At 43.9% G+C, this 25,356-nt stretch carries 29 protein-coding genes; 6 read left to right on the top strand and 23 right to left on the bottom strand.

The annotated features are described in order from the left end of the window. Positions 1-345: 345 nt before the first annotated feature. The 6 genes from EC604_RS27795 to EC604_RS27765 all read right to left on the bottom strand — a co-directional run bounded on the left by EC604_RS27795 (position 346) and on the right by EC604_RS27765 (position 8,338). Positions 346-654 (bottom strand): hypothetical protein, encoded by a 309-nt coding sequence (locus EC604_RS27795; RefSeq protein WP_123067238.1) that lies wholly within the window; start codon positions 652-654, stop codon positions 346-348. A gap of 273 nt (positions 655-927) precedes the next feature. Beyond that, the gene (locus tag EC604_RS27785) at positions 928-1,341 is read right to left on the bottom strand and encodes a hypothetical protein (protein ID WP_123067237.1); all 414 of its coding nucleotides are present in this window, start codon (positions 1,339-1,341) and stop codon (positions 928-930) included. A gap of 49 nt (positions 1,342-1,390) precedes the next feature. Further along, positions 1,391-1,621, bottom strand: a complete 231-nt coding sequence (locus tag EC604_RS27780; protein ID WP_123067236.1) for a hypothetical protein — start codon at positions 1,619-1,621, stop codon at positions 1,391-1,393. Positions 1,622-1,910: 289 nt separating this feature from the next. After that, the gene (locus EC604_RS27775; protein ID WP_123067235.1) at positions 1,911-2,333 is read right to left on the bottom strand and encodes a hypothetical protein; all 423 of its coding nucleotides are present in this window, start codon (positions 2,331-2,333) and stop codon (positions 1,911-1,913) included. Between the two features lie 362 nt (positions 2,334-2,695). Then, positions 2,696-6,310 (bottom strand): S-layer homology domain-containing protein, encoded by a 3,615-nt coding sequence (locus EC604_RS27770; RefSeq protein ID WP_123067234.1) that lies wholly within the window; start codon positions 6,308-6,310, stop codon positions 2,696-2,698. Between the two features lie 300 nt (positions 6,311-6,610). Continuing rightward, on the bottom strand, positions 6,611-8,338 hold the full coding sequence (locus tag EC604_RS27765; protein WP_123067233.1) for a helix-turn-helix domain-containing protein: 1,728 nt from the start codon (positions 8,336-8,338) through the stop codon (positions 6,611-6,613). A gap of 317 nt (positions 8,339-8,655) precedes the next feature. On the opposite strand from EC604_RS27765, the gene EC604_RS31135 reads away from it, so the two are divergent. The 3 genes from EC604_RS31135 (at position 8,656) to EC604_RS27745 (ending at position 10,372) form a co-directional block, all read left to right on the top strand. Further along, complete coding sequence (locus EC604_RS31135) at positions 8,656-8,859, top strand: epipeptide YydF family RiPP (RefSeq protein WP_123067232.1); 204 nt, start codon at positions 8,656-8,658, stop codon at positions 8,857-8,859. A gap of 152 nt (positions 8,860-9,011) precedes the next feature. After that, positions 9,012-9,647: an ATP-binding cassette domain-containing protein gene (locus EC604_RS27750; RefSeq protein ID WP_123067230.1), complete on the top strand. Its 636-nt coding sequence runs from the start codon at positions 9,012-9,014 to the stop codon at positions 9,645-9,647. A 5-nt stretch (positions 9,648-9,652) separates the two neighbouring features. Beyond that, positions 9,653-10,372: a peptide ABC transporter permease gene (locus EC604_RS27745; protein WP_205127959.1), complete on the top strand. Its 720-nt coding sequence runs from the start codon at positions 9,653-9,655 to the stop codon at positions 10,370-10,372. Positions 10,373-10,807: 435 nt separating this feature from the next. Here EC604_RS27745 and EC604_RS27740 read toward each other — a convergent pair whose 3' ends face one another. The 4 genes from EC604_RS27740 to EC604_RS27725 all read right to left on the bottom strand — a co-directional run bounded on the left by EC604_RS27740 (position 10,808) and on the right by EC604_RS27725 (position 13,643). Further along, positions 10,808-11,584, bottom strand: a complete 777-nt coding sequence (locus tag EC604_RS27740) for an IucA/IucC family C-terminal-domain containing protein (RefSeq protein ID WP_123067229.1) — start codon at positions 11,582-11,584, stop codon at positions 10,808-10,810. A gap of 1 nt (position 11,585) precedes the next feature. Continuing rightward, a complete protein-coding gene (locus tag EC604_RS27735; protein WP_123067228.1) occupies positions 11,586-12,626 on the bottom strand; it encodes an ABC transporter substrate-binding protein in 1,041 nt (346 codons plus the stop codon). A gap of 151 nt (positions 12,627-12,777) precedes the next feature. Further along, a complete protein-coding gene (locus tag EC604_RS27730) occupies positions 12,778-13,056 on the bottom strand; it encodes a hypothetical protein (protein ID WP_123067227.1) in 279 nt (92 codons plus the stop codon). 26 nt (positions 13,057-13,082) lie between these two features. Next, positions 13,083-13,643 (bottom strand): TetR/AcrR family transcriptional regulator, encoded by a 561-nt coding sequence (locus tag EC604_RS27725; protein ID WP_345789287.1) that lies wholly within the window; start codon positions 13,641-13,643, stop codon positions 13,083-13,085. 195 nt (positions 13,644-13,838) lie between these two features. On the opposite strand from EC604_RS27725, the gene EC604_RS27720 reads away from it, so the two are divergent. Both EC604_RS27720 and EC604_RS27715 read left to right on the top strand, forming a co-directional pair. After that, positions 13,839-14,540, top strand: coding sequence for an NAD(P)-dependent oxidoreductase (locus EC604_RS27720; protein WP_123067225.1), 702 nt, complete (start codon positions 13,839-13,841; stop codon positions 14,538-14,540). Between the two features lie 127 nt (positions 14,541-14,667). Further along, a complete protein-coding gene (locus tag EC604_RS27715) occupies positions 14,668-15,039 on the top strand; it encodes a hypothetical protein (RefSeq protein ID WP_123067224.1) in 372 nt (123 codons plus the stop codon). Between the two features lie 142 nt (positions 15,040-15,181). On the opposite strand, the gene EC604_RS27710 is transcribed toward EC604_RS27715, so the two are convergent. From EC604_RS27710 to EC604_RS27650, 13 genes are all read right to left on the bottom strand, one after another. Further along, a complete protein-coding gene (locus EC604_RS27710; protein WP_345789286.1) occupies positions 15,182-15,676 on the bottom strand; it encodes a DinB family protein in 495 nt (164 codons plus the stop codon). A 61-nt stretch (positions 15,677-15,737) separates the two neighbouring features. Continuing rightward, entirely contained in the window at positions 15,738-16,748 is a 1,011-nt protein-coding gene (locus EC604_RS27705; protein WP_123067222.1) for an LLM class flavin-dependent oxidoreductase, read from the bottom strand. A gap of 48 nt (positions 16,749-16,796) precedes the next feature. Next, on the bottom strand, positions 16,797-17,549 hold the full coding sequence (locus tag EC604_RS27700) for an amino acid ABC transporter ATP-binding protein (protein ID WP_123067221.1): 753 nt from the start codon (positions 17,547-17,549) through the stop codon (positions 16,797-16,799). Next, a complete protein-coding gene (locus tag EC604_RS27695) occupies positions 17,546-18,256 on the bottom strand; it encodes an amino acid ABC transporter permease (protein ID WP_123067220.1) in 711 nt (236 codons plus the stop codon). Before EC604_RS27695 ends, EC604_RS27700 begins: the two co-directional genes overlap by 4 nt. Beyond that, positions 18,253-18,948: an amino acid ABC transporter permease gene (locus EC604_RS27690; RefSeq protein WP_123067219.1), complete on the bottom strand. Its 696-nt coding sequence runs from the start codon at positions 18,946-18,948 to the stop codon at positions 18,253-18,255. The genes EC604_RS27695 and EC604_RS27690 overlap by 4 nt, the downstream gene beginning before the upstream one ends. Before the next feature lie 27 nt (positions 18,949-18,975). Further along, a complete protein-coding gene (locus EC604_RS27685) occupies positions 18,976-19,803 on the bottom strand; it encodes a transporter substrate-binding domain-containing protein (RefSeq protein ID WP_123067218.1) in 828 nt (275 codons plus the stop codon). 362 nt (positions 19,804-20,165) lie between these two features. Next, positions 20,166-20,747, bottom strand: coding sequence for a chloramphenicol phosphotransferase CPT family protein (locus EC604_RS27680; RefSeq protein ID WP_123067217.1), 582 nt, complete (start codon positions 20,745-20,747; stop codon positions 20,166-20,168). 28 nt (positions 20,748-20,775) lie between these two features. Next, positions 20,776-21,462, bottom strand: a complete 687-nt coding sequence (locus EC604_RS27675; RefSeq protein WP_123067216.1) for a hypothetical protein — start codon at positions 21,460-21,462, stop codon at positions 20,776-20,778. A gap of 34 nt (positions 21,463-21,496) precedes the next feature. Continuing rightward, the gene (locus EC604_RS27670) at positions 21,497-22,375 is read right to left on the bottom strand and encodes an alpha/beta fold hydrolase (protein ID WP_123067215.1); all 879 of its coding nucleotides are present in this window, start codon (positions 22,373-22,375) and stop codon (positions 21,497-21,499) included. Positions 22,376-22,396: 21 nt separating this feature from the next. Then, on the bottom strand, positions 22,397-22,936 hold the full coding sequence (locus EC604_RS27665; protein ID WP_123067214.1) for a hypothetical protein: 540 nt from the start codon (positions 22,934-22,936) through the stop codon (positions 22,397-22,399). A 31-nt stretch (positions 22,937-22,967) separates the two neighbouring features. Then, a complete protein-coding gene (locus EC604_RS27660) occupies positions 22,968-23,693 on the bottom strand; it encodes a hypothetical protein (protein WP_123067213.1) in 726 nt (241 codons plus the stop codon). Positions 23,694-23,724: 31 nt separating this feature from the next. Continuing rightward, the gene (locus EC604_RS27655) at positions 23,725-23,994 is read right to left on the bottom strand and encodes a hypothetical protein (protein WP_123067212.1); all 270 of its coding nucleotides are present in this window, start codon (positions 23,992-23,994) and stop codon (positions 23,725-23,727) included. Positions 23,995-24,006: 12 nt separating this feature from the next. Continuing rightward, complete coding sequence (locus tag EC604_RS27650; RefSeq protein ID WP_123067211.1) at positions 24,007-24,573, bottom strand: histidine phosphatase family protein; 567 nt, start codon at positions 24,571-24,573, stop codon at positions 24,007-24,009. Positions 24,574-24,785: 212 nt separating this feature from the next. On the opposite strand from EC604_RS27650, the gene EC604_RS27645 reads away from it, so the two are divergent. Continuing rightward, entirely contained in the window at positions 24,786-25,313 is a 528-nt protein-coding gene (locus EC604_RS27645) for a hypothetical protein (RefSeq protein WP_151458131.1), read from the top strand. Positions 25,314-25,356: the final 43 nt, after the last annotated feature.

Genomic DNA, 25,356 nt, shown 5'->3' with positions numbered 1-25,356 from the left:
GCCTGTGGGCCAAATATCAATATGAACTTCATAGGTATCACCCCGGTTCTTAATATCTTGCGCCAATGTCTTATAACATCTAATCTATGTACTTCGTAAATACCACACATTCTATCTGATATCCGAATTACGTATATGATAACCTATGCAGTGATTTTTGCGAAGAAAAATTTGGTGAAAAAGAGAGGAAATTCGATACGCATGCCCTCATGTCCATACGATCCAATGGACTTTGAACACTTCGAGTATTTGTAATGTCAAAACAAAAAGGAAGGTCCTTCTTCATCCCATAGGGAATCAATTGACCTTCCGATACCTTCTTAATTCTTTACCCATGCTGCACTACTAATCAATTGGTTCTGATGAATAATAATAAACAATTGAACCAGCCACTATTTCATCTGGCGATATCCCTTTTCCCAAACATATCCCAACATTCTTTTTACCCGCAATCGAATGATTGATCTGAGAAGAAACAACGTTATATACTCGTTCTTCCCCATCCACTGTTTTAATCATGATTTGATCACCGATCATCTCTTGAATGGTTGAAGGAAGAAGATCGTCCAACTCTTCATTTGCCCCCATCACAATGGTTCCGTATTCAGGTGTATCGAAGACCAAACCCACGCCAAACAGCATTTTTATTTCCATTCCCTGACCTCCTTATCTCTGATCTATGTACTGCTCCCCTTTGACATTTCGTACCCGTAGTTCGGGCGGTGTGTAGTCTAACCATGGCATCTCTCATTAAAGTATAACGCTCAATAGAATGGAGTTCAGGTGCAAATCTTGCTGCTCGAATGCTTGCTTGAGCTTCATCAAGGGCATAGTTTTTTTTCACAACCTCGGGCTTCAGGAGAATCTGCTTTCGTTAATTACTACGGTCATCGATAAATAAAAAGCCACAACTCTTTCATCACTTGATCAAAGTTGTAGCTCCTGGTTCTGATATACTTTTTTCGTTATCATCTTAGTATAATTCAATCTCGTGATTTCGATTAGTTCATTTGGCTGCATCATATTCAGGATATGACTATCTTTTATTAATATTTTGCGATGCCCTTTTCCCAATCCTTTGACTATAATGATATTTTTATCCTGCTTCACATCTACGATTTGTCCAATGGTTACGAATTGTTCTTGGTTCTTGAGATCAAGGTAGGTTAGCAGTCCAAGTATACAAAATATAATAAAACAAGAAATGGATAATCCAGTTGTCCATGCAGGGGTATCATTCACGAAGTAGTTTTTGACAATTAATTGCACGCCAATGATAAAAATAAATATTATGATGAAGCCAAATTGCATTTTCAATTTCTTTTCAGTTCTTTCGCTCATAGGCTCTCCTTCTAAATCTTTTGCTCCATATATCCGTTCAATATCCCGCTCACATTAATGGATCTTTGCGGAGATGAATCACAAAGTCTGGATTTGAAGTATGATATACAACGTTACCAGGTTCTACTCGAAAAAACTCTTTATTCGCATCTTGTTCGGATACAGTACGAATTGGTGCAACCTCATCCACGACTTTTTTGTTATCTTCCTCATGATATTGAAGGATAGAAACCAGAACAAATTTGTCAGGGAATAGCTCTCTCACTTCCTGCCATTTCATGTGCTATACCTCCTATTATTCGTATTTTTAAAACTTTCTATCATTTTAAAATATAGGTTAGTCAAACTAATCAACGGCTCGGCGAAAGGCGAGTTTCATTAAGGTCTGATCTCACCTTTCCTAGGCAGCAACTCATATACTACTTAGGCCACAGAAGTATTCAAAAGTGTTTAGAAGTAAAAAACAATTTGAAAATTGTCAACCTTAGAAGAGTAAAGCAAGCAACGCCCCATCATTTTAAACGAGCGTTGCTTTACATTGTACTTAGAAGTTAGCCAGCGATTATCAATTATTTTATAGTATTGTAAAGCTCCGTCATTTGGTCTGCTAATTCCAATTGCGGCTCCATTCGCTGATTATTCATAGTAGTAGGCGTCATATTTAACATTTTTTCCCCCTGCTCAAACATAGTGACATAGAACAAAACCCCCGTTGTATCTTCTTGGTCAGGATCAAGTACGATTTTTAAGTGGCGAACCTTTTCAATCCATTCCTTAATTAGTGCTTGATCTGTAGTTGTTTTTTTAGTGCCATCACTGCTCGTTATTCTAATAGAATCAACCTGTGTAATATCCCCGGGATAAAAGGTTTCTAATTCTTTGGGTTCTTTGCTTACTTCCACCTGATCGGACTGATTAGAAATTTGGCAGCTGCTAAGAATCAAGATCAAAAATGAAGCACAAATTAAGGTGTAAAGTGAATATTTTTTCATCATATTCCTCCTCAATCTTTAACGAAATTTACATCTGAATTGTTCGATCTTATTTAATAAAAAAACGCTGGGTATGACCAGCGTTGAACTGTGACCCGTAAGATGGACACTTTGAAAAAAGTGCCTTTTACGGGCCACAGTTCACACACATTAGAGGGAATTCATTTTAATCTTCTATAAATCTTTGTTATAAGAAGTTATCTACTTACCGAATGCTCCCTGAAGGTATATCCAAGAAACCAAATTTTAAATAGGTATCCCCCTTCACTGTAGCAGGTTTTATCCATACACTGCTTACCGAAAAGGGGGACTTTTCTTTGTCTTATATCTGCTCAGCTTAAAAGCTATGGGCTATTTCATGGTTAACCCAGCAATTGATCTATCGTTGGATTCTCTCTCAGCATGCGCATGATCACCGTTAAGGCTTCCGCCCTCGTAAGGTTGGCGTCCGGTTCAAACCGATTCTGGCTCTTGCCCTCAAGTAATCCTGACTTTGCAGCCGTTTCAATGATCTCCTTCGCCCAATGCTTGGGTGCTACGTCAACGAATGTTGCTGCATCGCCAGGTGCACTATTCTGAACAATCAGGATTTTCGAGATCATAGCAACCATCTCGGCTCGTGTAATCCTGTAATCAGCGTGGAATGTTCCGTCAGAGTACCCGTTAATAACTCCATTGGAAGCAAGAATTTCTATAGACTCTCGCGCCCAGGAGTTCTGAATATCCAGTAACTCAATCGTTCCGCTTCCTGAACGCAGAGCGAATGCTTTAACAAGAAGTGCGCTGAACTCTGCTCTCGTAATAGAAGCATCCGGCTTGAATCGGCCGTCTGGGTACCCATTAATTATACCTATCTTGGCAGCGGATAAAATATCTTTGGAAGCCCAGTGGGACGCAGCATCCTGGAAGGTTACTGCGACTGTGTTACCAGCCAATGCCCCTTTGATAAAAGCTACAAGCCGATCGGTTTCAACAAGAGCTTGAAAATGCTTGGTCTCTTTAGCAGGAGGTATTGAAGGTTCCGTTTTAACCGGAGTACTATTATCGATCGAAGTGCTGGTATTGGTTGAACTGCTCGGAGAGGATCCTGACCCCGTAACTGGCGTACCGGTTACTGTTAAGTTTATATCTACCGATTGGGTTCCATACACAGCACTGACGACAGTACTGCCCGCTGCCTTACCTGTAACCCTGCCACTGGTAACATTAGCAATTGACGGATTGCGAACAGTCCAGGTTACCCATGAGGTCACATCTCTTTGCGACTGATCTGAGAAAACAGCTGTAATCGCTACAGAAACCGTTTGTCCGGTCGATACGCTCAACGTATTCGTAGCGGTCTTTAAACTGTTTAATCCCTGCAAGGTAATGCTCTTTGTTGCAATGCCGCTCATTTTGTTGCCGTCGCTTACGGTAAAGCTGATCGTGCGCGTCGTCATATTCGTAGAAACTTGTGTGTTACTGTAAGTAACTGCTTGCAATGCGTTCTGCCACTGCGCCAACGTTGCGGTTCCACCTGCGGACGTCAGCGTCAAAACACCCATGAGAGCATCATAATTCGCCGTAATATTCCCCATGCTCGCTCCATCATTGATGTAAGCCAATACGTCTTTTCCAGCATCGAAGTGGCTCGCGATGCTAACTGTTGCACTAGCCAAGGTTGCATTGTCCAAGTCGGATACCGTCAGACCGCCGTCAATAGCGACCGGAGTCGAAGTTCCAGAGATATAATTGGTCGAACCATCACTCGTAGTCACAATAGGTGTCTGGTTGGTATCCATCACCATCACAGTTCTTGCCGCTGTATTGCTCACATTGTCGTCATCCGTCACCGTGAAGCTTACTACACGTGTCGCCGTATTTGGCTTGATCGCCGTATTGGTATAAGTAATCGATCTCAAAGCGGCTTGCCACTGCACCAACGTTGCCATTCCGCCCGATGATGTCAGCGTCAGCACACCCGTAGATGCATTATAACTGGCTGTAATATTCCCCATGGTCAGCCCGTCATTGATGAAACGGAGCACATCTTCTCCAACATGAAGATTGCCTGTAATCGCCACAGTTGCGCTTGCAAGGGTAGTGTTGCTATCTGCTGTTACCGTTATGCCAGAGTCGATAACGACCGGAGTTGAAGGTATATTATCCCCAGCCACAAATGAAGACGAACCGCTGCTTGTAGTCAGCATCGGAGGTGCGATCACCGTCACTTCCACAGTATGTGTAGCAGCAACGCTTGTCTTTGTTCCGTCGCTTACGATATAGCTAATATTGCGTAGCCCTGGCGTGGCGCTCGTGCTTGAGAACGAAACTCCCCTCAACGCTCTCTGCCACTGCGCCAACGTTGCGGTCCCGCCTGATGATATCAGCGTCAGTACGCCAGTAGATGCACTATAAGTCGACGTAATATTTCCCATGGTCACCCCATCATTGGTGTATTCCAATACGTCTTTTCCCGCGTCGAAGTTGCTCGCAATGCTAACCGTTGCGCTACTCAAGGTTGCATTATCCAGGTCGAATACAGTTAGAGCGCTGTCAATAGATACCGGAGTCGAAGCTCCAGAGATGTAATTCGTCGTACTCCCACTTGTGGTCACGATTGGTGTCTGATCCGTAGTTGCAACCGTTACAATTCGTGTCGCCGTATTACTTGTATCCACTCCGTCTGTCACATTGAAGCTAACCGTACGGTCCGCCGTATTCGGTGTGATCGCTGCACTAGCATAAGCAATTGATCTCAGGGCGTTCTGCCACTGTGGCCACGTTGCAGTAGAGCCTGCGGATGTCAATGTCAGCACACCATTAGATGCAGTATAACTGGCGACAATATTTCCCTTGTTCAACCCGTTATTAGTGAACAACAGCAGATCTTCTCCAACTTGAAGATTGCCTGTAATCGCCACTGTTGCGCTTGCAAGAGTCGTGCTGCTATCTATTGTTAACAATATGGCGGAGTCGATAACGACCGGAATTGAGGACGCATTATCTCCAGCCACGAATGAAGCCGAACCACTGCTTGTAGTCAGGCTCAGAGGCGTGATCACCTTTACTTCCACTGTACGTGTAACAGCAACGCTGGTCTTCACTCCATCATTTACGGAATAGCTAATGATACGCTGCCCTGGCGTAGCACTTGTACTTGAGAATGAAATACTTCTCAACGCACTCTGCCACTGTGCCAACGTTGCGGTTGCACCCGCCGATGTCAGTGTCAGCACACCAGTAGATGCAGTATAACTGGCTGTAATATTTCCCATGGTCTGCCCGTCGTTCGTGTATACTAATACGTCTTTTCCCGCGTCAAAATTACTTATAATACTAACCGATGCACTAGCCAAGGTTGCATTATCCAGGTCTGATACCATTAGACCGCTGTCGATCGCCACCGGAGTCAAAGCACCGGAGATGTAATTCGTCGAACCACCGCTTGTGGTCAAAATTGGAGTCTGGTTGGTAGCTACAACCGTTATAATTCGTGTTGCCGTGTTACTTGTATCAACACCGTCCGTCACCGTAAAGCTAACCGTACGTGTCGCTGTATTTGGCGTGATCGCTGTATCTGTATAAGTAATTGTTCTCAAAGCGGCTTGCCACTGCGCCAACGTTGCGGTTGCGCCAGCTGATGTCAACGTCAGCACGCCAGTAGCTGCATTATAGCTGGCTGTAATATTCCCCATGGTCTGCCCGTGATTAATGAACATCAGCACATCTTCTCCAGCATGAAAATTACCTGTAATCGCCACTGTTGCGCTTTCAAGAGTAGTACCGCTATCCGAGGTTACCGTTATGCCATAGTCGATAGCAACCGGAGTTGAGGACGAATTATCTCCAGCCACGAACGAAGCAGAACCACCAGTTAAAGTTAATATAGGACCCGTCGCTGCAAAGGTTGTCGGCGTAATATAATTACCGAATCCCGCCTGAAAGGTTAATGCAATGGTGACCAGGACCAACATTTTTCGTAATAAGCTCTTCATCGACTACTCTCCCTATCATTTAGATTCAATCCTGAGAATCTCACTATTGCTGAAACATAAGCATTAAGTAATACTGGAATTCGTTGAACCCCTTATATAACCTTTACTACATAGACAAAATCCATTTTGCGGCATTATCGAAAAGAATTCCTGTGCTTTAAGAACTATCTTTAGAACTTTCGCCCTATTCCAACTCGTTAAAACCCAAAAAACAGGTCACCTATCCTCTTTACTGAGAGAAAAGATGACCTGTCTATAGTCTTTAGAATAGCTATTTGAACTCCGATTAGGGTAAATGCTTTATGTAAATCCCAACAACGCCTGCTCAACCTGATCCACAATCCCATTAATTCCCATCGGTCCATAACACCCAATCCAAGTTGCGGCATCTACCGAATGCACTCGCTGCTCCTTTCCCCCACCAAGCATCTCCAAAACCCGTTGCTCTGTCGCCGATATCCCATCCTGCATAAGCTCATTACTCAGTAAAAAGTAGTGACTCGCCTGAACTGCTGGTAATCTCTCAACCGAGATGTGATAGGCCGTGTCGGAGGTGTCTGCTACAAACAACGGGACGGGCAGACCTAGATCACGGTACAGCACCGCACCTGTGCGATGAGCGGCGGAATGGACACGAACGAGAGAGTCCAGTGGACGGATCAAGGCCACACTATTGCCTGCCAATACCGTAGCCAACTCCTCAGACAACAAAGCCGTGCGACGGAGATAATCCGCAATAATCTGCTTAGCCTCCGCTCGCTTGCCTGTTAGTTCAGCGAACAGACTCAGGATCGTCTGCCAGTTTTCATTACGCTTAAACATCAGAACTGGAGCGGTCGCACTTAATCGTTCAAGATACTGCTCATGTACCTCGGTGCAGATAATCAGATCCGGTGCAAGTCGTTCTACCGCAGGCAAATCGGGATATTCATATGTACCTAGTAATTCGGTGTGCTGGAGTCCTGCCCGAAGGGACTGTGGGAAGGATAACACGCTGCTTCCTAGTCCGACACTTCCTACCGGGGCCAAGCCCAGAGCAAGCAAATGATCGGCATATTGCACATCAAGAACAGCGATACGCTGGGGTGTTTCGGTGACGGTGTACTCCCCCTTCATATGACAGATGACCGATCCTTGAGCAGATTCATAGGATGAAGCTGTGCGGTTTTGCAATAAGGCATTCGCATAGTCTGCATCCGTTCTAGAAGCGGCGGCATGCCGATAATGCAGCGGTGGAACGCCAACATATTTTTTAAACGCCCTGCTGAAATAATACATATCCCGATAGCCCAGTTTGTCTGCAATTTCTCCGATGGAAGCGTCCGTATGACGCAGCATGCGTGAAGCACTTTCCATGCGGAGCTGAATGACGTACTCCATCGGTCCGAGTTGCTTTTCTTGTTTGAAACGACGCTGCAGCTGTCTTACGCTACAACCTGCAAGGGCAGCCAACTCTTTCAGCTCCAGGTTCTGACGATAGTGCGACGCGATATAGGAAGCGACCACATCCACCATGTCGGACTCCGCTCCCCCCTGACCACGTTCATATGCCATGATCAGCTCATAGATCATCCCTTGGAGCAAGGCGTTCGCATAAAATCGTTCCAGTCCTTCGCCGCGGCGCCATTTGGCCACGATTTTTTCGGCGTTTTCGATCCATTCGGCATGGGCTGCCGAGTTCTGCACAAAGGATCTGCGCAACGGATGTTTACGGTACGAAGGCATAACAATAGAGGCTCCCTCCATGGAAGAAGCCTTGTACTTGATCACTATATAATGAATGTCCTCTGATCTGACCGTCAGCGTGTAGGATGATCCCTTCACCGCATGACAGGCAAAAGAAGCCCCAATGTGGCAACCCTCGCCATCCATTGCAAGCTCCCCTTCGCCTCCGTATGCCAGTAGCAGTACATTAGAAGTTACATTTGTTTCGTGTAAAACGCTGCCTGTCTGCAAAGTACCGCTATATCCGTCAAGCATCTTGATCGCTGTATCACTCCAACCACTTGTCTGTTCTTGCAGCGGCATTTCTCTCATCTCCTGACAATCGCATAGGTATAATCATTGCTGTTGTCATTGTAGTTGAGATTCTTTCTCATTGTCAATTTTTAGATTCGGCACGGCTCTTCGTCATGCAACTCACCCAGAGCAATGGTACGGACATTATGAAAGAAAATAGTATTCAGTTGTTAGGCGAAGCTTCAGCAATATTGATCAAAGTCTCGTTAATACCCATCAGTATCCAATCACTTAATAGGTTTAACATATTTTTTTACTTGTCTGTATAACAATTACATGTATAATAATGGTGATTGAAAGGAAGTTAATACATATGAAAATTAGAGATTAATGAATTGATTTCTAAATCGGAGAAACTGCTTAAAGTTAATGACTTTTGGTACTTTATTAGATCTGGAGAAGGTGCTTGGATTTATTTTAACAGTCCAGATCATCAATACGTTATTCTTGAAAATGGATATGTTGTCGGTATCCTATATTTTCTTCTTTTTAGCATTAATATGGAATGTGATCCCCGTGTTGAACTCTGATGGATATAAAATTTTACTTACACTTTTGAATAAAGATGAATTTGAAGACTCCAAGAAAAATCATTTGATTATTAAAGTAATTCAGATTATTGGAGTATTACTAGCTATACGTTCAGTATTATTGTGGTTTTAAATGAGGAGGAATTCATGCCATGGTTTTAGATATCAGTGGCTATACGTTAAGAATCAAAAATAATCTCTTGCTTGATCACGCACATTTACATTTTCAACCAGGGGGTGTCAACCATATTGTAGGGAAGAACGGTGTGGGGAAATCCAGACTGGCGAAAGACTTTATTCTAAATAAGAGCGGTTTTTTCCCGAAACAACTATCCTCAAATCTAACCGTAATCTCAAGTTATTCTAATATACCTGAAGATATTTCAGCCAAATTGCTTTTTAAGATATTAATCAAAAGATATGATCGGATGATGTTGGATCAGCTTAGTGATTTATTGAATATTAAAAATATACCATCCAACATTCTCATTAAAAATTTAAGTGATGGACAGAAACAGAAGCTTAAGCTGGTATCGTTTCTTTTAGAAAATAAGGAAATTATCATACTCGACGAGATCACTAATTCTCTAGATAAAGCAACAGTCAATGAGATTCACCAATTTCTTAACATTTATAGCAGACAGCATCCAAACAAAATCATATTGAACATCACTCACAATTTATCAGACCTCAAAAACATCTATGGAAGATACTTCCTTTTTCAAGACAAAAAGCTAGTGCAATACGAGAACAAAGATCAACTAATAAAAATATATATTGAGGAATAGTGACTATGATTGAATTTGCAAAAAGCCTATTTAATAAAGTATTTATGTTTCTGGCACTTATTTTTGTGTTGTCGTTCTTAATCGGTTGGTTCCTTCCTATTGGCCTTGATAAAGTTACATCCCTAAGTTATCGAGAGTATCTCTTCAGTACCTATACTGTCTTTACTCAATTTGGATTTTTAATGTTCTCGTTCATCATTGCTTTCTTCGTGAATAAGGAATACTCGAACAAAACCATTCTGTTTTATAGGCTGTTATCCTATGATAGTCTTAAATTTTTCTTGAATAAATTTGCCGTACTTTTTATTGAATCATTTATTTTAATCACCATATTCCTTTCCGTTGTATCTATTGTGTACCAGGATTTTAGTCTGTTTTTGCTTATGGTATTTTTGTTGACCTCTGTAGTCACACAATACATCCTTATCATTGGGACGATCAGTTTGCTTTCATCTAATATCTTGATGAGTATTGGTTTAAGTATTTTATACTGGATATTAAGTGTCGTTTTAGTAGCCAGTTCGGATAAATTAACATATGTTGCTGTTTTCGATGCTTCAAATTACCTTTATAGCCACATTAACCAAGTGTTTGCAAAAGGAAACAATTTCATTTCTTTAAGTAATGTATTAACGGTTATTGTGTATAATCTTATCTTATTTTTAGTGAGTGTTCTGATCGGTAAACTGATGAACAAACGTTGGTTAAAGCTTGGAATTGACTAAAAAGTTGATGTACACGTTGAAATTTGGGGCAATCTGATATGAACTTTTTTCACACAATTATGTGGATTGTCCCTCTATGACAAGCAAAAGAAGCTCCAATGTGGCAACCCTCGCCATCCATTGCAAGCTCCCCTTCCCCTCCGTATGACAGCAGCGGCATTTCTATCCTCTCCTGACAATCGCATTATTTGCTAAGTCAAATGTCTCTACTATATAAGCTGAACAAAAGATGTTTACACGTGCACTCCGATGACAGAATAACCTTCCAATCGCTGTTATCCCCAGATTTTTTTGATTCCCTTTTCTCAAAGGTAAAAATTTGGTGATAAAGGCGAACGCTTCGCTTTTTCAGGTTTTTTCTGTCCCCTCCGTTCCTGTGTAAATAATTCGTTCAACTTCTATAGTTCCCATAGCAAAGCTAGAATGTTGCTGCTGTCATTGTAGTTGAGATTCTTTCTCATTGTCAATTTTCGGACATTTGAGACAATATTCCCCTGACATCTGGTACCAGAAACAGCAGGTGAGCCGATCACTTTTGGCAACATGCACATTGTCCTTACAATCGGTGAAACGGGTCAATGGATTCTTCCTCTCACCAAACACTTGCCCAGAAGCCACCTGCGTCAGATAGGAGAAGTCCTCTCGAATGATCTTACGTTCCTGCTCCGTCTCGCCTTCGTCAGGAGCGAATAGTCGGCCGATCCGTACCATGATATTCTCCCAAAGAATACTCATCGAAAGAGGCGCAATCGCAGCAAGTGTCTTTAACAACGGTGTCAGTTGAACCGCAAACATCTCCTGAACAACCTTCTCCCGCCACGCGGCTCTGTCTCCAGTCCATTCCTCAGCCCGAAGCTCGTTCACCGCTAGAAAAGGAAATCGTGTACCCTCCTCATGTTCTTCGAGCTTCGGATGATAGAGAAAGCTGTTCTCCAGCTGAAAGGTTACATGCTGATGATGAAAAGTCATCGCGGTCACCAGCGGAGTCGTCCATAGATAGCCAAGTCGCTTGGCTAACATGGAAGCGGCAACCTTCATGTCTGGTGCATCGATATAATGTTGAAACCAGCTGATATACTCTCGGCACGCCTCTTCGTCATGCAGCTCACTCAGCGCAATGCTACGGACACTATGTTGAGGCGGCTCGCCAAGCAAAATCGAATGATCCTCCACCGTCTCTTTCCATACGTCTGTCGAGAGATATCGGCTCATATTAGTTCGATCCCAGCAGGGCTTCCGATGCCTGATCTACAATCAGATTAATCGCAAGCGGTCCGTAGTATGCGATCCAAAGTGTGGAGTTTACATCATAAGTACGGTTATTTTTTACAGCATCAAGAGACTTCCATACCGGATTATTCACCATCGCCTCTGCTTCTGCGGCAAACAGTTCATCCGACAATACAAAATAACGATCTGCCCCAATCTCAGGCACTTTCTCCATAGAAATCTCTACGGAAGTATCATCCTTGATTCCTTCAACGAGTGCAGGCATTTTCAAGCCCAGATCATTATACAGAATGCCGCCTGTGCGGTGCTCGATGCCATGAACACGGATACCTTCTTTACGCGGACGAATCAATGCTACCGTCTCATCGCCCAGCTTCTCAGCCAGTTTCGCTTTCATTCCTGCCACTTTCTCTTCATAAGCTGTACGTACTTTCTCTGCTTCGTCCTGCTTGTCTGTAATCTTAGCTACTGTAGCTAACGTATCACGCCAATCTTCGTAGAAATCGAGTACCAGGGTAGGTGCGATTTTGCTTACACTCTCATACTGTTTCTCTTGGAAGTCAGTCATGATAATCAAATCTGGATCTAAGGCTACAATGGCTTCGAGGTTAGGCTCGTCCCGTGTACCGAGAACTTCAACGCCACTTGCCTGATCGCCCAAGTATTCTGGAAAATCAGTGTTACCTCCAGCGATAACACTACCTGCCGGCTTTTCGCCAACGGCTAACATCTGATCCAAAAACTTAACATCAAGAACTGCAACTTTCTTCGGTTTTTCGTTTAGCGTGATGTCCCCCTTCATACCTTTGATCGTTACTGGAAAAGCGCCATCGGTCTTCGTCTCTGTACTCGCAGGTGTATCCGAAGGCGTTGCCGCAGATTGTTTACCGCTATCTGTACCTGTTCCGGCTCCGCAAGCCGTCAGGATGAGAATCAGGGCCAACATCAAGCCCATGAGTAATCGTGATTTGTGAGCAGGATAGCCTTTGCTTCTGGCTGCTTGCCCGTTTGTTCCTTGTTTCATTTGTAAATCCCCCTTATGTATACTAGTGATAATGATTTTCATTATCGAAACATAAAGAGAGTATAAACGATCTGTGTATCGTGTTACCATGTACTTTTGCGACATTTCAGTCGGACTAATGCGACATCATGATTGATATTTTAACTATCCACTATCCGCCTTTTAATTTCTTAGCAATGTAAGCATGAAGACGGTAAATGTCTGCAAGAAGTTCTTCTTCCTCCGGCGTATTGCCATACTCCCCCAGCCAGCGAGGTGTGCGGATATGCCACTCATCTGTCAGGTATTGCTTTTCATCTTGATACTCCCGAATATGTCCCAGGAAATATTCCAGAGAGCCGAAGGATTGTTTCTGATTATCGTTGATGATGGATTGTGTGTTCTCAATGATTGTATGTAACATTTGTTGAATATGCCCTTCTGGATTCATAGTGGATCTCCTCCAAAGGAATATTTTTAAGGATTCATATCCAGATTTCGTTCAAGCATTGCTCCTATACGTTCAGCCATCACGGAAGGTGGGAGAGGCCTTTCATGTGTAAACCACCATTCCACGACCCCAATGATAGCTCCCCCCACAAACTGAACCTCCACAAGTTGATCTTTCAATAATTCGGTGTTCTTAGCACCTGGAACGCTCTCGTTCCCATTCTGTAATTCATGGATAAAAAAGTCCAGAAACTGCTTACGAAAAAAAGAACTGCCTTTACTCTCCAGCAATGCGGAGAAAAATAAAAAATGCTTCTCAAAATATTCAAACCACATGAATACCATGTTGTTATAACCCTTGTCCATCTCCGTAGATTCACAGATTTCACGCAAATTCTCAATATGCTCTGTGATGAGTTTATTCAGAAGATCGAATTTATCTGTGTAATGAAGATAGATCGTTCTGCGGCTGATATCCGCTTTGCCTGCAATGTCCTGGATCGTAATATGATCAAAATCTTTGTTCATCATCAGTTCAATAACCGCCGTTTTGATCGCTTCTTGGGATTTGCGTATCCTTCGATCCACCTTGACCACTTCACATCACCCTTTTTCTTCATGGTTAATACGCACTTTCAAATCATCTGTGCACAACTGCACGCAATCCAGCTTTTTAGCCATTGTAAGATTTTTATTTACGTATACCATTATACAAATACGATTAATAATACACTACTGTGCACTAATTCACAGTAAAAACAGTGAGAAATGGAGTTTAACCATATGAAAATTGCAGTCATTGGGGCTACCGGAGGAACGGGAAAAAAAGTGATTGAACGTGCCCTTGCATTAGGACATGAAGTTATTGCCGTTGCTCGTCGTCCCGAAGCTATTTCAGGGGCAGAAGGACTTACCGTTAGAAAAGGGGATGTGTTCGATTTACCTGTTATGATTCAGGCGATTTCCGGGGCAGAAGCTGTCATCAGTTGTATAGGCCCTCCCCTCAATGTATCATCCACCTCCGCTAAGAAAGGCTTGGGTAATCTCAGTGCCTCTTTACTTACAATTAAGGCTAATTTCTCACCAGGTACGGTCATGTCTGTGGGAATTCCAAATATTATTGCAGCCTGTCAGCATACAGGGGTTAAACGTATTGTGATGCAGAGCGGCATTAATTTGAGCGATGGGAGAGAGCTTTCTTATGTCAACCGTCTCGCCGTGCGTCTGATGCGCCGTATTTTTTGGAAGGCCATTCAGGATAAACGTATCGCGGAACAAGCGCTCATCCAAAGTGATCTCGAATGGGTCATCATGCGTGCATCCGTGCTTCAGTATGCAGAAGGGAACTTGGAATATACGGCTGGTCCACTCGCTCACATCAATCCAGTTGCTGCACTTCCTTTTGCAGATTGTGCTGATGGGCTAGTACGTGCGGCAGTCAGCCAGCCCGATTGGACCGGGAAAATTGTGAATATAGGGAGATAAGTCGTTCGGATTGGAGGTTCGTTCAATTTCTTATATACTCTATGTAGGCCTTTGTTTAAAACCAAAGAATCGATACCCCCATAATGACGGAGACATCGATTCATATCATCTAACTATGAGGTGAATCATGAGTATGCAACTAAATAGGAAGTATATCACTATAGTGTTCACCGTTGCCATTATTGCTTTTCCTATTATCATTGGATTCTTTATGTTAAACAAGGTTGTCGATCCGGAAGAGATTATGATTACGAAAACTGAAGTTTCTCCAGAGCTTATTACGATACAAGGTGGATTTGGAGACAGTATCAGCAAATATCACGGTTATAACATCTCACATCATGATCATTCACTATTCATTCAGATCAAAGGCAGCAAATTTCCCATTAGAGGTGATAAGGACTTCAACATCTCGTTCACTAATACTTATGGAGATATTGCTGAAATCTACTTAGTAGGGCAGGACAACGCTAAAAGAAAGATTTGGCCCCAGCCCTGACTTTCATCTGAAGCCATATTCCACTCTTCCGGGTCACTCCCTATTCAATTCCAGATCCTTATCCACCATAGAATCATAGACATAACGGACTTAGGCATAACGGATGCCTGCTTTTCCGTCGCTCTGACCTCCGCATTTCCTATTACTGCACCTGCTTTTCAGCTGCGGCTTGCTTGATTCTGCGAATCTGGTTGAGATGGTTCTGCACATGAGCGACAAAACCCGGAATGATCGCGGTCAGAGATACCGTCTCGCCTTTGAAGTTAACGCCGGTTTTCTCCCATTCTTCGTCGCTCAGACGCTCCAGTAGTCCTGAATTGTATTGAACCAGACCATTAGCAATCGTAATCAGCTGAGAGATCTGTTCCTCATTTGCTTTTTGTCCAGTGATCCACGCTTCCTGATTAAAACCAGGCAGCGTCGCCGGTGATCCCGCTAATATTTCACGGATGCGGAAGGATACGACGATGCTATGATCCACCAGATGTGCCAGCACTTCGGTAACACTCCAGGAGGATGGAGAAGACTTCCACTTCAACTGTTGCTCGGTCAGTCCTGCGATCTCCTGTTCAATCTCTTCATACGCGTGTACATATGCCGAAATAATGGATTCTATATTCACTGTTGTGTTCCCCATCATGACCACTCTCCCATCGATATAAGTTCAACTACAATATTGACTTTAGCCATGGCTGTGCTTACACCAGTTCCCCCGTAAATGCTTCTTTGAGCAATTGGAATGAACGTGTCCGTTGTTCAAAATTAGGAATAATCGTTGTAAACACAAAGCTGTTCACACCATATTCCTCCGAAAGCTCCAGCAGCCGCTTCCGCACGGTTTCCTTGGTGCCGCGTGTAATGTCCGCTTCGCGCTCAACCGCCGTATACGTTTCTCCCGCTTGCCTTGCAAATTCCGCTGCCTGCTCCAACGTCTGCACATTCACGGTTTTGCCACTCGCCAGCGTTGCACGCACCGTTTTGTGCTGTCCCGCCAGCGCATTCGCCTCTTCTTCCGTATCTGCAGCAATGACCGACAAGGCCAGAATGGCTTCAGGCTCTCCGCCATGTTCAGTGTTAAACTGCGTGCGATACGTATCCAGAGCGGTGCGTGCCGTTTCGGGATCACTGTTGATAAACAGCGCAAACGCATAAGGTAGCCCCTGCTTGGCTGCCAGTTCCGCACTGGAAACACTCGTGCCCAGCATATAAATACGTGCCGGCTGTCCCGGCAACGGATGTGCTGTCAGTCCTGGCTGCGCATGGGTTTCACTTGCCGGAGCGTTCAGGAAGTTTCTCAGTTCCACCAGTTTATCATCCAGCGTTTCCGGCTCGGCAATTCCCTTTTGCAACGCCTTCGTGGAACGAGGCAAGCCGCCCGGGGCACGCCCGATCCCAAGTTCAACCCTTCCCGGAGCTAGTGTCGCGAGCACATTGAAGCTTTCAGCGACCTTATATGGGCTATAATGCTGGAGCATAACACCACCGGAGCCGATCCGAATCTTTTGAGTCTGTGCAAGCAAATACGAAACGAGCACTTCTGGCGATGATCCGGCAACACCTTCCGAGTCATGGTGCTCCGCTACCCAAAACCGGTCATATCCAAGTGATTCTCCAAGCTTCGCCAGTTCTACGGTATTTTTCAACGCCTCCGCAGCCGACTGGCCCGGAAATACAATGCTTTGATCCAAAATCCCTAATGTAAATGACATATCTCTTCCCCCTTGGATATTCCTTATCATGTTTCTGATCCCGTTTTCTTATATGGAATATGCAGTATCCGGTGTAATGCGTTTGAGAAACTGCTTCGTACGTTCTTCCTTCGGATAGCGGAACAGCTGCTTCGGCTCTCCTTCTTCCACAATGACCCCGCCATCCATAAATACAACGTGGTTCGCGACTTCCTGGGCAAAACCCATCTCGTGAGTCACGATAATCATCGTTATGCCTTCCTGTGCAATCTGGCGAATAACCGCCAACACTTCGCCTACAAGTTCCGGGTCCAGCGCCGAAGTCGGTTCGTCGAACAAAATAACCTCTGGATTCATCGCCAGTGCCCGTGCAATACCCACACGTTGTTGCTGTCCACCTGAAAGCTGGCTAGGGTATGAATCGAGCTTGTTTCCGAGACCTACCTTCTCTAGCAAAGCGATACTCCGCGTCCGCGCTTCCTCTTTAGCCACTTTACGAACAGCCACAAGCCCTTCCATCACATTTTGCAATGCTGTTTTGTGGCGGAACAAATTGTATTGCTGGAAGACCATCGCTGATTTTTGGCGTAAGGCATGGATGTCCTTTTTGGCGTGCTTGCCGTAATCCAAGGTAAAATCACCGAGTGTGATATGCCCGGAATCCGGTTTTTCCAAATAGTTAATGCAGCGCAGAAGCGTTGTTTTGCCTGATCCACTGGGTCCCAGAATCGCAACGACCTCTCCGCGCGCCACGTTCAGATCAATTCCTGACAGCACCTTATTGTCTCCGAAGCTTTTGTGTATTTGCTTAAGTTCAATCATGACACGCCTCCCCGGTTGTACGATCTGAACCGCTTCTCTGCCACTGCGGTCAGTCTTTCGATCATGACGGTCAGTCCCCAGAAGATGAGAGCCGCCGCCACATATGCCTCAAAAAATTTCCAGTTGGTCGATGCTACAATTTGCGCCTTGGCGTTAATCTCCACCACCGAAACTGCAAATGCCAAGGTAGATCCATGCAACATGCCAATCAGCATGTTTGAAATGTTGGGTAGACTGGCTGCAAAAGCCTGCGGCAACACAATTCTGCGCAATGCCTTCGTCGCTGTCATGCCCAGAGAATACGCCGCTTCGATCTGACCGCGATCCACCGCGAGCAAGCCAGATCTGACAATCTCTGACGCATAGGCTCCAGCCGTAATCGAGAACGCCAGATAAGCAAAACCAATCAATGGAATGGACGACGAGTTGAACCCAAGTCCGAGTGATGAAGACAAACTGTCAATGATCATCGGTAGACCGAAATAGATCAGTAGCAGATGTGTAATCATCGGTGTACCGCGAATAAACGTAACATAGGCCGTCGCCAGCTGGCTCAGTACAGGAATCCGAAACTGGCGGAGAAGCGCAACCGCTGTACCGATGATAAAACCAAGCACCACCGAGACCACCGTGATAGCCAGTGTAGTCGGGATGACGCCGAGAAGTTGCACGAACGCAGTCCATACAAAGGAAGCATCAAAGCTCATATCGGAGCAAACCCCCTCTTCTGCACTTTCCGCTCAAGTACATGGAAGACCCTCTCCAGCACAAAACTCAAAACAAAATAAATGAGCGCCAGCGAGATATACGCTTCAATAAAATGACGAGAGATCGTTGCCAGTGTAGACGATTTGCCCGTCATCTCCATGACACCCACACTGAACGCAAGGGATGTATCCTTCAAGCTACCGATCACCATGTTGGCGAATATAGGTAACGCGGTCACATAGGCTTGCGGCAATACTATCCGGAAGAACGCTTGCGGGCCAGACATGCCCATGGCATAAGCTGCTTCTACCTGACCCCGATCCACGGAAGCAACGGAAGCGCGAATCATCTCCACCATAAACGCTCCGCTATGGAGCGAGTAAGTCATAATCACAAAATAGATGGCAGGTGCGCGGTTAGCATGAATACCGAACAAACCCAAAATTTCCGGCACACCGTAGTAGAACAAAAACAGCTGAATCAAGATCGGTGTTCCGCGAAAAAAGGATACATACAGCTTAGACAGCTGTTTCAGCACCGGAATATTGTACATCTGCGGCAGTGCCGCGATGGAACTGATGATTAGACCAAGTACCATTGCACTAGCGACGATGAGAAGCGTAGTACTGATGGTGGGTAGGAGCTTTACAAAGTAGTCCATGACATAACTGAATTCAAATGGTGCACCCATCGCTGCAACCTGCCTTTCTTCTACGTGTTATTTCGTTTCCGATTGCGTAGCGTCAAAGCCAAGCCACTGCTCACTCAGTTTCTTCAATGTGCCGTCTGCCTTGATTTCCTTCAGCGCTTCATCGATGCGATCCGCGAGCTTTTGCTCCTCAGGATCATCCTTGCGGAACATAAACAGGGTGTCCGATTCACTGAGTGGTGGACCTACCAGTTTCAGCTCGCCGTTCGGATCAATGAGTGGAAGCGTAAAGTCCGCCGCTACAAATGCTGCAACCCGTCCAGCTTTGAGCTGTGCGATGGAATCGTTAGCTACACCGCTTGAATACACAATATCAAGTGCGTTGTTATTCTGCTTGTTGTAGTTTTCCAGCAAGATAGCTTGTGCGCTGGTTGCTGTCGTCATCACTTTTTTGCCTTTCAGATCATCAATGGAATGAATGGTATTATCATCTTTGAGAACCGCGATTTTGTTCTTCCAGTGGGAATACGCTTCTTTGTTGAATAAATATTTCTGTTCGCGCTCCGGGTTTTTCTCCATCTGATGCGCGACCATGTCAATCTTGTTCGTTTCGAGGCTGAGCAACAAGTTCGTGAACTCCATCGTCTGCAGATCAAACTCGTAATCATCCAGCCGTTTATCAATTTCTCTGACGAGTTCTACATCATATCCCGTCAGTTTGTTATTTTCGTCAATAAAAGCGACATTCGGAAATTGCGTGCCTGTTCCCACAATAATCTTGGTTGGTTCGTTCGCTCCACCAGCTCCCGATGCCGTCTTCGTGTCTCCCCCGGTACTGCACCCTGTGAGCGCCAATACGATTGCAGTTGTAAGTGTTAGAACAGACCATTTTTTCATGTTTTTCTCCCCCGTTATGTGTGCCATTATTTTTAAACCACTAATTCTTACATGTTAACTAGGAATTAATTGATCTAAAAATAGCATTCCAACAGGAACATCGTCAACGGGTTTACTTATAGAACAATTCTATATATAAATAAAATATTCGATGGGTACGATTACACCTCAACTTAACAGCACCTAGAATGCCCACTTTCAATAACACAGACGACTTTTACGCTAAACCTGATCGTTATCGTTATCTATCGATGATCTCGGAGAAACAAGAAAAAACCTAACGAAGAATCGTTAGGTTCAACATGTCCAACACCCTTATGAAACTATAAATAGCCGCCCCTTCTCCTTCACTTATCTTCTAGTTATCTTCGACTTAACTTCTTAAATGCCGAGTACTTCTTCTCGGACTTCATATAACCTAGTATCTTTTCCGCACATGCAACTGAACTGAGTTCTTCCGTGTTCACTTCCAGATCATACTCATCATAGGCATATATGTAATCGAACTGGGAATGGGCAAGTCCCATCTCACGATCTCCCCTGCTCTGCTCTCTTCTGGTGAGTTCTTCTTTGGAGCAGTGCACACCAACAAACAGTATCGGATAATCTGCAAGCAAATCATAAAATTCGTTAAACCACTTGTCATCGCTGATAACCGTATCCACAATCACATTCAGGCCCAACTCCGAAAATAGTTTGATTGTTGCATAGTACAATGAGCCAATCGGGCCAAAAAGGATATCTGACATCACACCCGGCTCCACTTCCCTTGTTGGCTTCATATCTGGATATGTCGTGTCAATAAAATGATCATAATTTTGAAAAAATTGATCTACAGACAGATGATGCAGCGGCATCTCTCCCTGCTTTTTCATTTCCAGCGCAATGCTTGTCTTGCCTGAACTTGACGTTCCGTTTAAAAAGATAATGAGTCCTCGTTCCATGTGTATCACCTCCACAAAATTGTACTGCCTATCTGAGCCCTTCTCCTTTTAATATATCCTTTGAAAATTGATCCACAGCGAGCCAGGTAGACACGTCTTCTTCTACATACTTCTTCCAAGCGATTACAACATGAATTTCACATATTTCATCCGATTCCATCTGTGACATGGGCACATTAATCCCTTTTCCAGAACTCAGGATGTATCCCTGTGCTTCAACATCAATACCTTTACCAAAGGATTTCGGAATCCGATCACCTTGGTTTCTCCTCATCATTAACAGCGTTCCGTCTTGTGTACCGATATGTAACTGATCAGTTTGATTTTTATATTCAATCGCTTCGAGTCCTTCTCCAGTATCCGATCCACAGCTTGTCCAGTTATATCCCTCTTTCCACGAGGCCGTGAAGTTGCACTCATCAATCCGGTGCCCACCATTCGGTTTGATTCGGAATACAGCTCCCCAACATTCATCTACTGCCTGATCGCAAGCAAGTTCTACATCCACTCTACAAATTGCGAGTTCGCAGTCCCATGAGTCGTAGTAATACTTATACAACCATCCACCGCTGGTGAGCCCTGCATAATCTGTTGCAAGATAGGATTGGTTCGAGATCGAAAGTGAGAACTCAAGGGTGCCCAGAGGTGTACAAATAGACGGCATCGCAGGCATCGCCTGTTGAACGATGGTTTCTTTTCCATGAAAAAGCTTCATGTACTCTCTCCTTTGTATTGCTGCTTCACTGCCATTATTCATTCCAGAATTCAATTATTTTCTGGCTTACCAGATCCGCTTGCTCGTGGTTAATCGCATGACCTGCTTCTCGAATGATCTCATAATTCAACTGGTTGCGCTGTAGCTTATGTATTGCTTTTGGATAGTTAGAGAGGATGTCATGTTCGCCGATCAGAAACTTGGCCTTTCCTACCAGTGTAGCAAGTTCCACATCATCAACAAATTGAATCCGGTGTTTCATCATAGACTTGTTGTTGAAATATTTCAGCAAATAATACCAGTGTCGCATCAATTCTTCATTCTCGGCAAAGACCGCATAGTTAGGGCCGCATAATTTTCGAAGCAGCTTCTCACAATTCTTTTCCGATGGGAACAACGCTTCAGGCATAAAGGCTTTCATCATTTTAGACATCACTTCAAACGTACTCGATGGAATTCTGCCTGCCAGGCACATCGCTTTTCGGATTCTCTCAGGTCTTTTTAATGTGTAGAAATAGGATAGATATGCACCATAAGACACGCCGCAAATATACGAATCGTGGAGCTGAAAGGCATCCATGATGTCATCCATCCATTTCACCTGATCAAAACGTTTGAAATAGTCGGCGTTCGGCTCACTTTTCCCCGATCCTCCAATTGAATCAACAGCTATGACATAGAACTTCCTGGATAGCTCGTTCATGTTGTACACCCACATCATTGCCGCATTATCCGCAGTGCCATGCAAAAGTAACAAGGATGGATTCTGCGAATCTCCGGCAGTAATTACATGTGTCTGTCCAAAGCTCGTTTCGATATACTCCTCTTCGACATGAACATCATACGATTGCAGCAACTTGTCATACGACTGGTAGATGAGCTGTCTTCCTTGAAATGATTTATATCGCTCCATCAGGCATCATTTTCCTTCCCTTTACATGGGTGCTTCTCTTTCCTTTTTTATATATTGTTTAAAATACACCCTAAACACATCATAGATATTCTGCACTTCCATGATCTCATTCCGAAATGTTTCCCGAATCTCTTCACTTTGTTTGTGCTCAAGCTCCATATCGAACTCTTCAGCCTCATATTCATTTAACATTTTATATACATATTCGCACTCCACTTTCACTGCTTGGTAATGGTCAGCATACTGACCGGAACCCAGCAAAAAACTGGCCCAGGATATTTCTCTTCTATCATACTTCATATACAAACAAGCGATGTAATGATCGTGTAGTGAGTTAAGATAATCATCGATAAAAGGTTCGGAGTGAATATATCTGTTAACGATCTGAATAGTGTCTCCTTGATATCTCGCTGCTGCTAATTCAATGATCCAATATGGCGGCTTCTCGTATGCCAGGATAATGTCATCACAAAACAGGTGAAAGTGCTTGTACCAGATTAATTTACTCTCCAGCATAATACTCATCATACAAGCAAACTCTTTCGTTGGTTCTATTTTCATAAACATACTCCTTCTATACGCTCTAATAGGATTAACGCTTGCCAATGAATAATGTTGTCTTAGTCCAATGAAGATTATACCCATAACGGTACAGCTCAAAGTATGGATAAAGACAATTTTCTGCTTCCTGCAGACCTTTATAACGAGGCCATTGTAAATAATAGGCGACCCAATAATCACAAGCGATAGAATAGTAGGCTTCACTCAGAATTTCAATCGCTTCATCGTAGTCACTGCGCGAGCGAAGGAGGTCTCCTAGTGCTTCATATACTGCATCACTATCTTCCTCATTCGTACCTTGAATAGCCCTCTGCTCTAACTTGCCTAGTTCACCCTGTGGTAACACAACGACTTCCTTCACACAAGCCAAGTCTTGTAACGCTTCCTTAGCGATCTCCGCTGCTTCATCATCTTCTGGTACGATAGAGAACAGACTTTTTAATCCTTTGATCAGATCTTCGCCCAGTCTTCGCAACATTTCCTCTGAAGCAGTCCCTTGTCCACCGTTGAAATAGCCTGGTACATATTCTCCGGTGAAATCCTCGGGATTCAGCATCTCATAGATTGGACGTATTCGGTCCAGAAAACGATCGCCACTTGGAATTGGCTCAAACACTCTTTCAACACCCGCTCCCACTGGCATAAACCATTGAAAAAAACCATAAAGATGTTCCTCGCTCACCTGTTCTTCTTCTTCCGGCTCAAACTCTTCTCCGCCCATTGCTAGTAAATAACGACCATATTCCTGCTGATCCATCCATACTCTCTCCCCTCTTTTTTAAGCAACCCTACCACTCTCTCCATTCTTCCGTAATATCTTCATCCTCCTTGATGTGCAAACCAGCCAATTTAGCCGCCTTGTCGATAAAATCAGCCAGTTCCTCACGTTCCATCGTTTCAATAAAATAATCATGCGCTTCATTCATTTCATTGAAGGTGACCACAACTTTTTCCGACATCCGTATTCTCTCTTCTGTGAAAAGTTCATCTCCGTCTTCGATCATTCTATGATTCCATCGTTTCGTAGGTTTTTCTTGAAACAAGTTTTGTAGCGTCATTCGGATCATCTCCTATTCTTCCCACAGTCTAGTTACTTTCTCTAGTCTCATCCCGTCAAATTGTAATTGATAGATATCCGGTTTGCTGATCTGATTGATAAAATCCACTCCGTACGTTGGATCAAAGGCATTTATCATTAACGTCATGACATGTCCGTGTGTGCCGATCGCTACTTTTTTCCCAGAATACTCTTCTAAAATCTGTTTCAATACACTCACAGCTCTATGCTGGCACACCTTGTTAGACTCGCCTCCGGGCAATGCATATTCAGGGTCAGCAAACATTCTTTCCGTAATAGCGCTAAAATCCTCATCCGCAACAACCTCATCTGAAAAATGCCTTTCTCGCAGATCCTCCATGAGCTGCATATCTAATCCTAAAGCCGTTGCCAGCCCCTCCAAAGTTAGAACAGCCCTGGCATACGGACTTGAAATAATGGTATGTATCCCTTTTCCCTTTAATATCTCTGTTACTTTGATTGCATTCGCCTTACCGTTCAAGGTAAGTTCTCTTGTTCTTTCCGTTCCTTCATTGTACGGAGACTCGGCATGCCTAACCATATAAATGATCGTTTTCATAGGCTTCTCTCCTTCGGTTCCTACTCCTAAATCCTTTTAACTATCGCTTCTTACTCATATAGATAATTTACAAGAATTCTCATTTATGTGATAGTAGAAGTGAAGAAAAGCAATATCTAAGAGAGGATAAGCTAATGTTTTCATTCCAAAAGAGATCTGTTCTGATATTCGCTTTATGCATATTCGTCGTCACTGTATCGATCATCACATATATGAATGTTCAATCCAAACCGGAGAAAAGCGTTTATACCGTAGTCAATCTACCTGCCAACTCCATCACCTTCAGTGAAGTGGAAAAGCTGGATGCGTTTGCTGAATTAATCGTGATTGGTTATGCAACAGACGGGTTTGCGGATCGTGAGCATGTGATAACTGCATTTGATGATGGAACCATGCAATCTTTCCACACCAACGCCAACATCAAGATTACGAAAATACTAAAGAAACCTGAGGATTTCCCTTCAGATCTAACCGAATTGACAGTCATCGAACCTGTCAGCCTGGATGGGAATGTCAAGTACACGGCAAATGATTATGTAGAACTGCAGAAGAGTGAACCAAGTGTGCTTTTTTTGCTAAGAAACTCCTATGGAGATTACGGTTTGATTAATGATAACTTGGGAAAATTCAGCTTGGAAGGCGTAAGCCAATATAGCTTACCTGAATCCTCCACATCACAACAATTATCCGATTACCAGATCTTTCGGGATGCCGTTATGAAGAAATACAATCCGGACTAGGAGTCAGCCCCGACATTGGGGCTGTTTCATTAGGATTTATTTA

It is taken from the genome of Paenibacillus amylolyticus (assembly GCF_003719335.1).
In the GTDB taxonomy this organism is placed as follows: Bacteria; Bacillota; Bacilli; order Paenibacillales; family Paenibacillaceae; genus Paenibacillus; species Paenibacillus amylolyticus_D.
The sequence above is the reverse complement of the archived record's forward strand: the minus strand, read 5'-3'. Positions and strand labels throughout refer to the sequence as shown.

Excerpts from the sequence above, each read along its gene's own strand:
- EC604_RS27795 (WP_123067238.1), bottom strand. The coding sequence starts at position 654 with ATGGAAATAAAAATGCTGTTTGGCGTGGGTTTGGTCTTCGATACACCT.
- EC604_RS27785 (WP_123067237.1), bottom strand. The coding sequence starts at position 1,341 with ATGAGCGAAAGAACTGAAAAGAAATTGAAAATGCAATTTGGCTTCATC.
- EC604_RS27780 (WP_123067236.1), bottom strand. The coding sequence starts at position 1,621 with ATGAAATGGCAGGAAGTGAGAGAGCTATTCCCTGACAAATTTGTTCTG.
- EC604_RS27775 (WP_123067235.1), bottom strand. The coding sequence starts at position 2,333 with ATGAAAAAATATTCACTTTACACCTTAATTTGTGCTTCATTTTTGATC.
- EC604_RS27770 (WP_123067234.1), bottom strand. The coding sequence starts at position 6,310 with ATGAAGAGCTTATTACGAAAAATGTTGGTCCTGGTCACCATTGCATTA.
- EC604_RS27765 (WP_123067233.1), bottom strand. The coding sequence starts at position 8,338 with ATGCCGCTGCAAGAACAGACAAGTGGTTGGAGTGATACAGCGATCAAG.
- EC604_RS27750 (WP_123067230.1), top strand. The coding sequence starts at position 9,012 with ATGGTTTTAGATATCAGTGGCTATACGTTAAGAATCAAAAATAATCTC.
- EC604_RS27745 (WP_205127959.1), top strand. The coding sequence starts at position 9,653 with ATGATTGAATTTGCAAAAAGCCTATTTAATAAAGTATTTATGTTTCTG.
- EC604_RS27740 (WP_123067229.1), bottom strand. The coding sequence starts at position 11,584 with ATGAGCCGATATCTCTCGACAGACGTATGGAAAGAGACGGTGGAGGAT.
- EC604_RS27735 (WP_123067228.1), bottom strand. The coding sequence starts at position 12,626 with ATGAAACAAGGAACAAACGGGCAAGCAGCCAGAAGCAAAGGCTATCCT.
- EC604_RS27730 (WP_123067227.1), bottom strand. The coding sequence starts at position 13,056 with ATGAATCCAGAAGGGCATATTCAACAAATGTTACATACAATCATTGAG.
- EC604_RS27720 (WP_123067225.1), top strand. The coding sequence starts at position 13,839 with ATGAAAATTGCAGTCATTGGGGCTACCGGAGGAACGGGAAAAAAAGTG.
- EC604_RS27715 (WP_123067224.1), top strand. The coding sequence starts at position 14,668 with ATGAGTATGCAACTAAATAGGAAGTATATCACTATAGTGTTCACCGTT.
- EC604_RS27710 (WP_345789286.1), bottom strand. The coding sequence starts at position 15,676 with ATGGGGAACACAACAGTGAATATAGAATCCATTATTTCGGCATATGTA.
- EC604_RS27705 (WP_123067222.1), bottom strand. The coding sequence starts at position 16,748 with ATGTCATTTACATTAGGGATTTTGGATCAAAGCATTGTATTTCCGGGC.
- EC604_RS27700 (WP_123067221.1), bottom strand. The coding sequence starts at position 17,549 with ATGATTGAACTTAAGCAAATACACAAAAGCTTCGGAGACAATAAGGTG.
- EC604_RS27695 (WP_123067220.1), bottom strand. The coding sequence starts at position 18,256 with ATGAGCTTTGATGCTTCCTTTGTATGGACTGCGTTCGTGCAACTTCTC.
- EC604_RS27690 (WP_123067219.1), bottom strand. The coding sequence starts at position 18,948 with ATGGGTGCACCATTTGAATTCAGTTATGTCATGGACTACTTTGTAAAG.
- EC604_RS27685 (WP_123067218.1), bottom strand. The coding sequence starts at position 19,803 with ATGAAAAAATGGTCTGTTCTAACACTTACAACTGCAATCGTATTGGCG.
- EC604_RS27680 (WP_123067217.1), bottom strand. The coding sequence starts at position 20,747 with ATGGAACGAGGACTCATTATCTTTTTAAACGGAACGTCAAGTTCAGGC.
- EC604_RS27675 (WP_123067216.1), bottom strand. The coding sequence starts at position 21,462 with ATGAAGCTTTTTCATGGAAAAGAAACCATCGTTCAACAGGCGATGCCT.
- EC604_RS27670 (WP_123067215.1), bottom strand. The coding sequence starts at position 22,375 with ATGGAGCGATATAAATCATTTCAAGGAAGACAGCTCATCTACCAGTCG.
- EC604_RS27665 (WP_123067214.1), bottom strand. The coding sequence starts at position 22,936 with ATGAAAATAGAACCAACGAAAGAGTTTGCTTGTATGATGAGTATTATG.
- EC604_RS27660 (WP_123067213.1), bottom strand. The coding sequence starts at position 23,693 with ATGGATCAGCAGGAATATGGTCGTTATTTACTAGCAATGGGCGGAGAA.
- EC604_RS27655 (WP_123067212.1), bottom strand. The coding sequence starts at position 23,994 with ATGACGCTACAAAACTTGTTTCAAGAAAAACCTACGAAACGATGGAAT.
- EC604_RS27650 (WP_123067211.1), bottom strand. The coding sequence starts at position 24,573 with ATGAAAACGATCATTTATATGGTTAGGCATGCCGAGTCTCCGTACAAT.
- EC604_RS27645 (WP_151458131.1), top strand. The coding sequence starts at position 24,786 with ATGAATGTTCAATCCAAACCGGAGAAAAGCGTTTATACCGTAGTCAAT.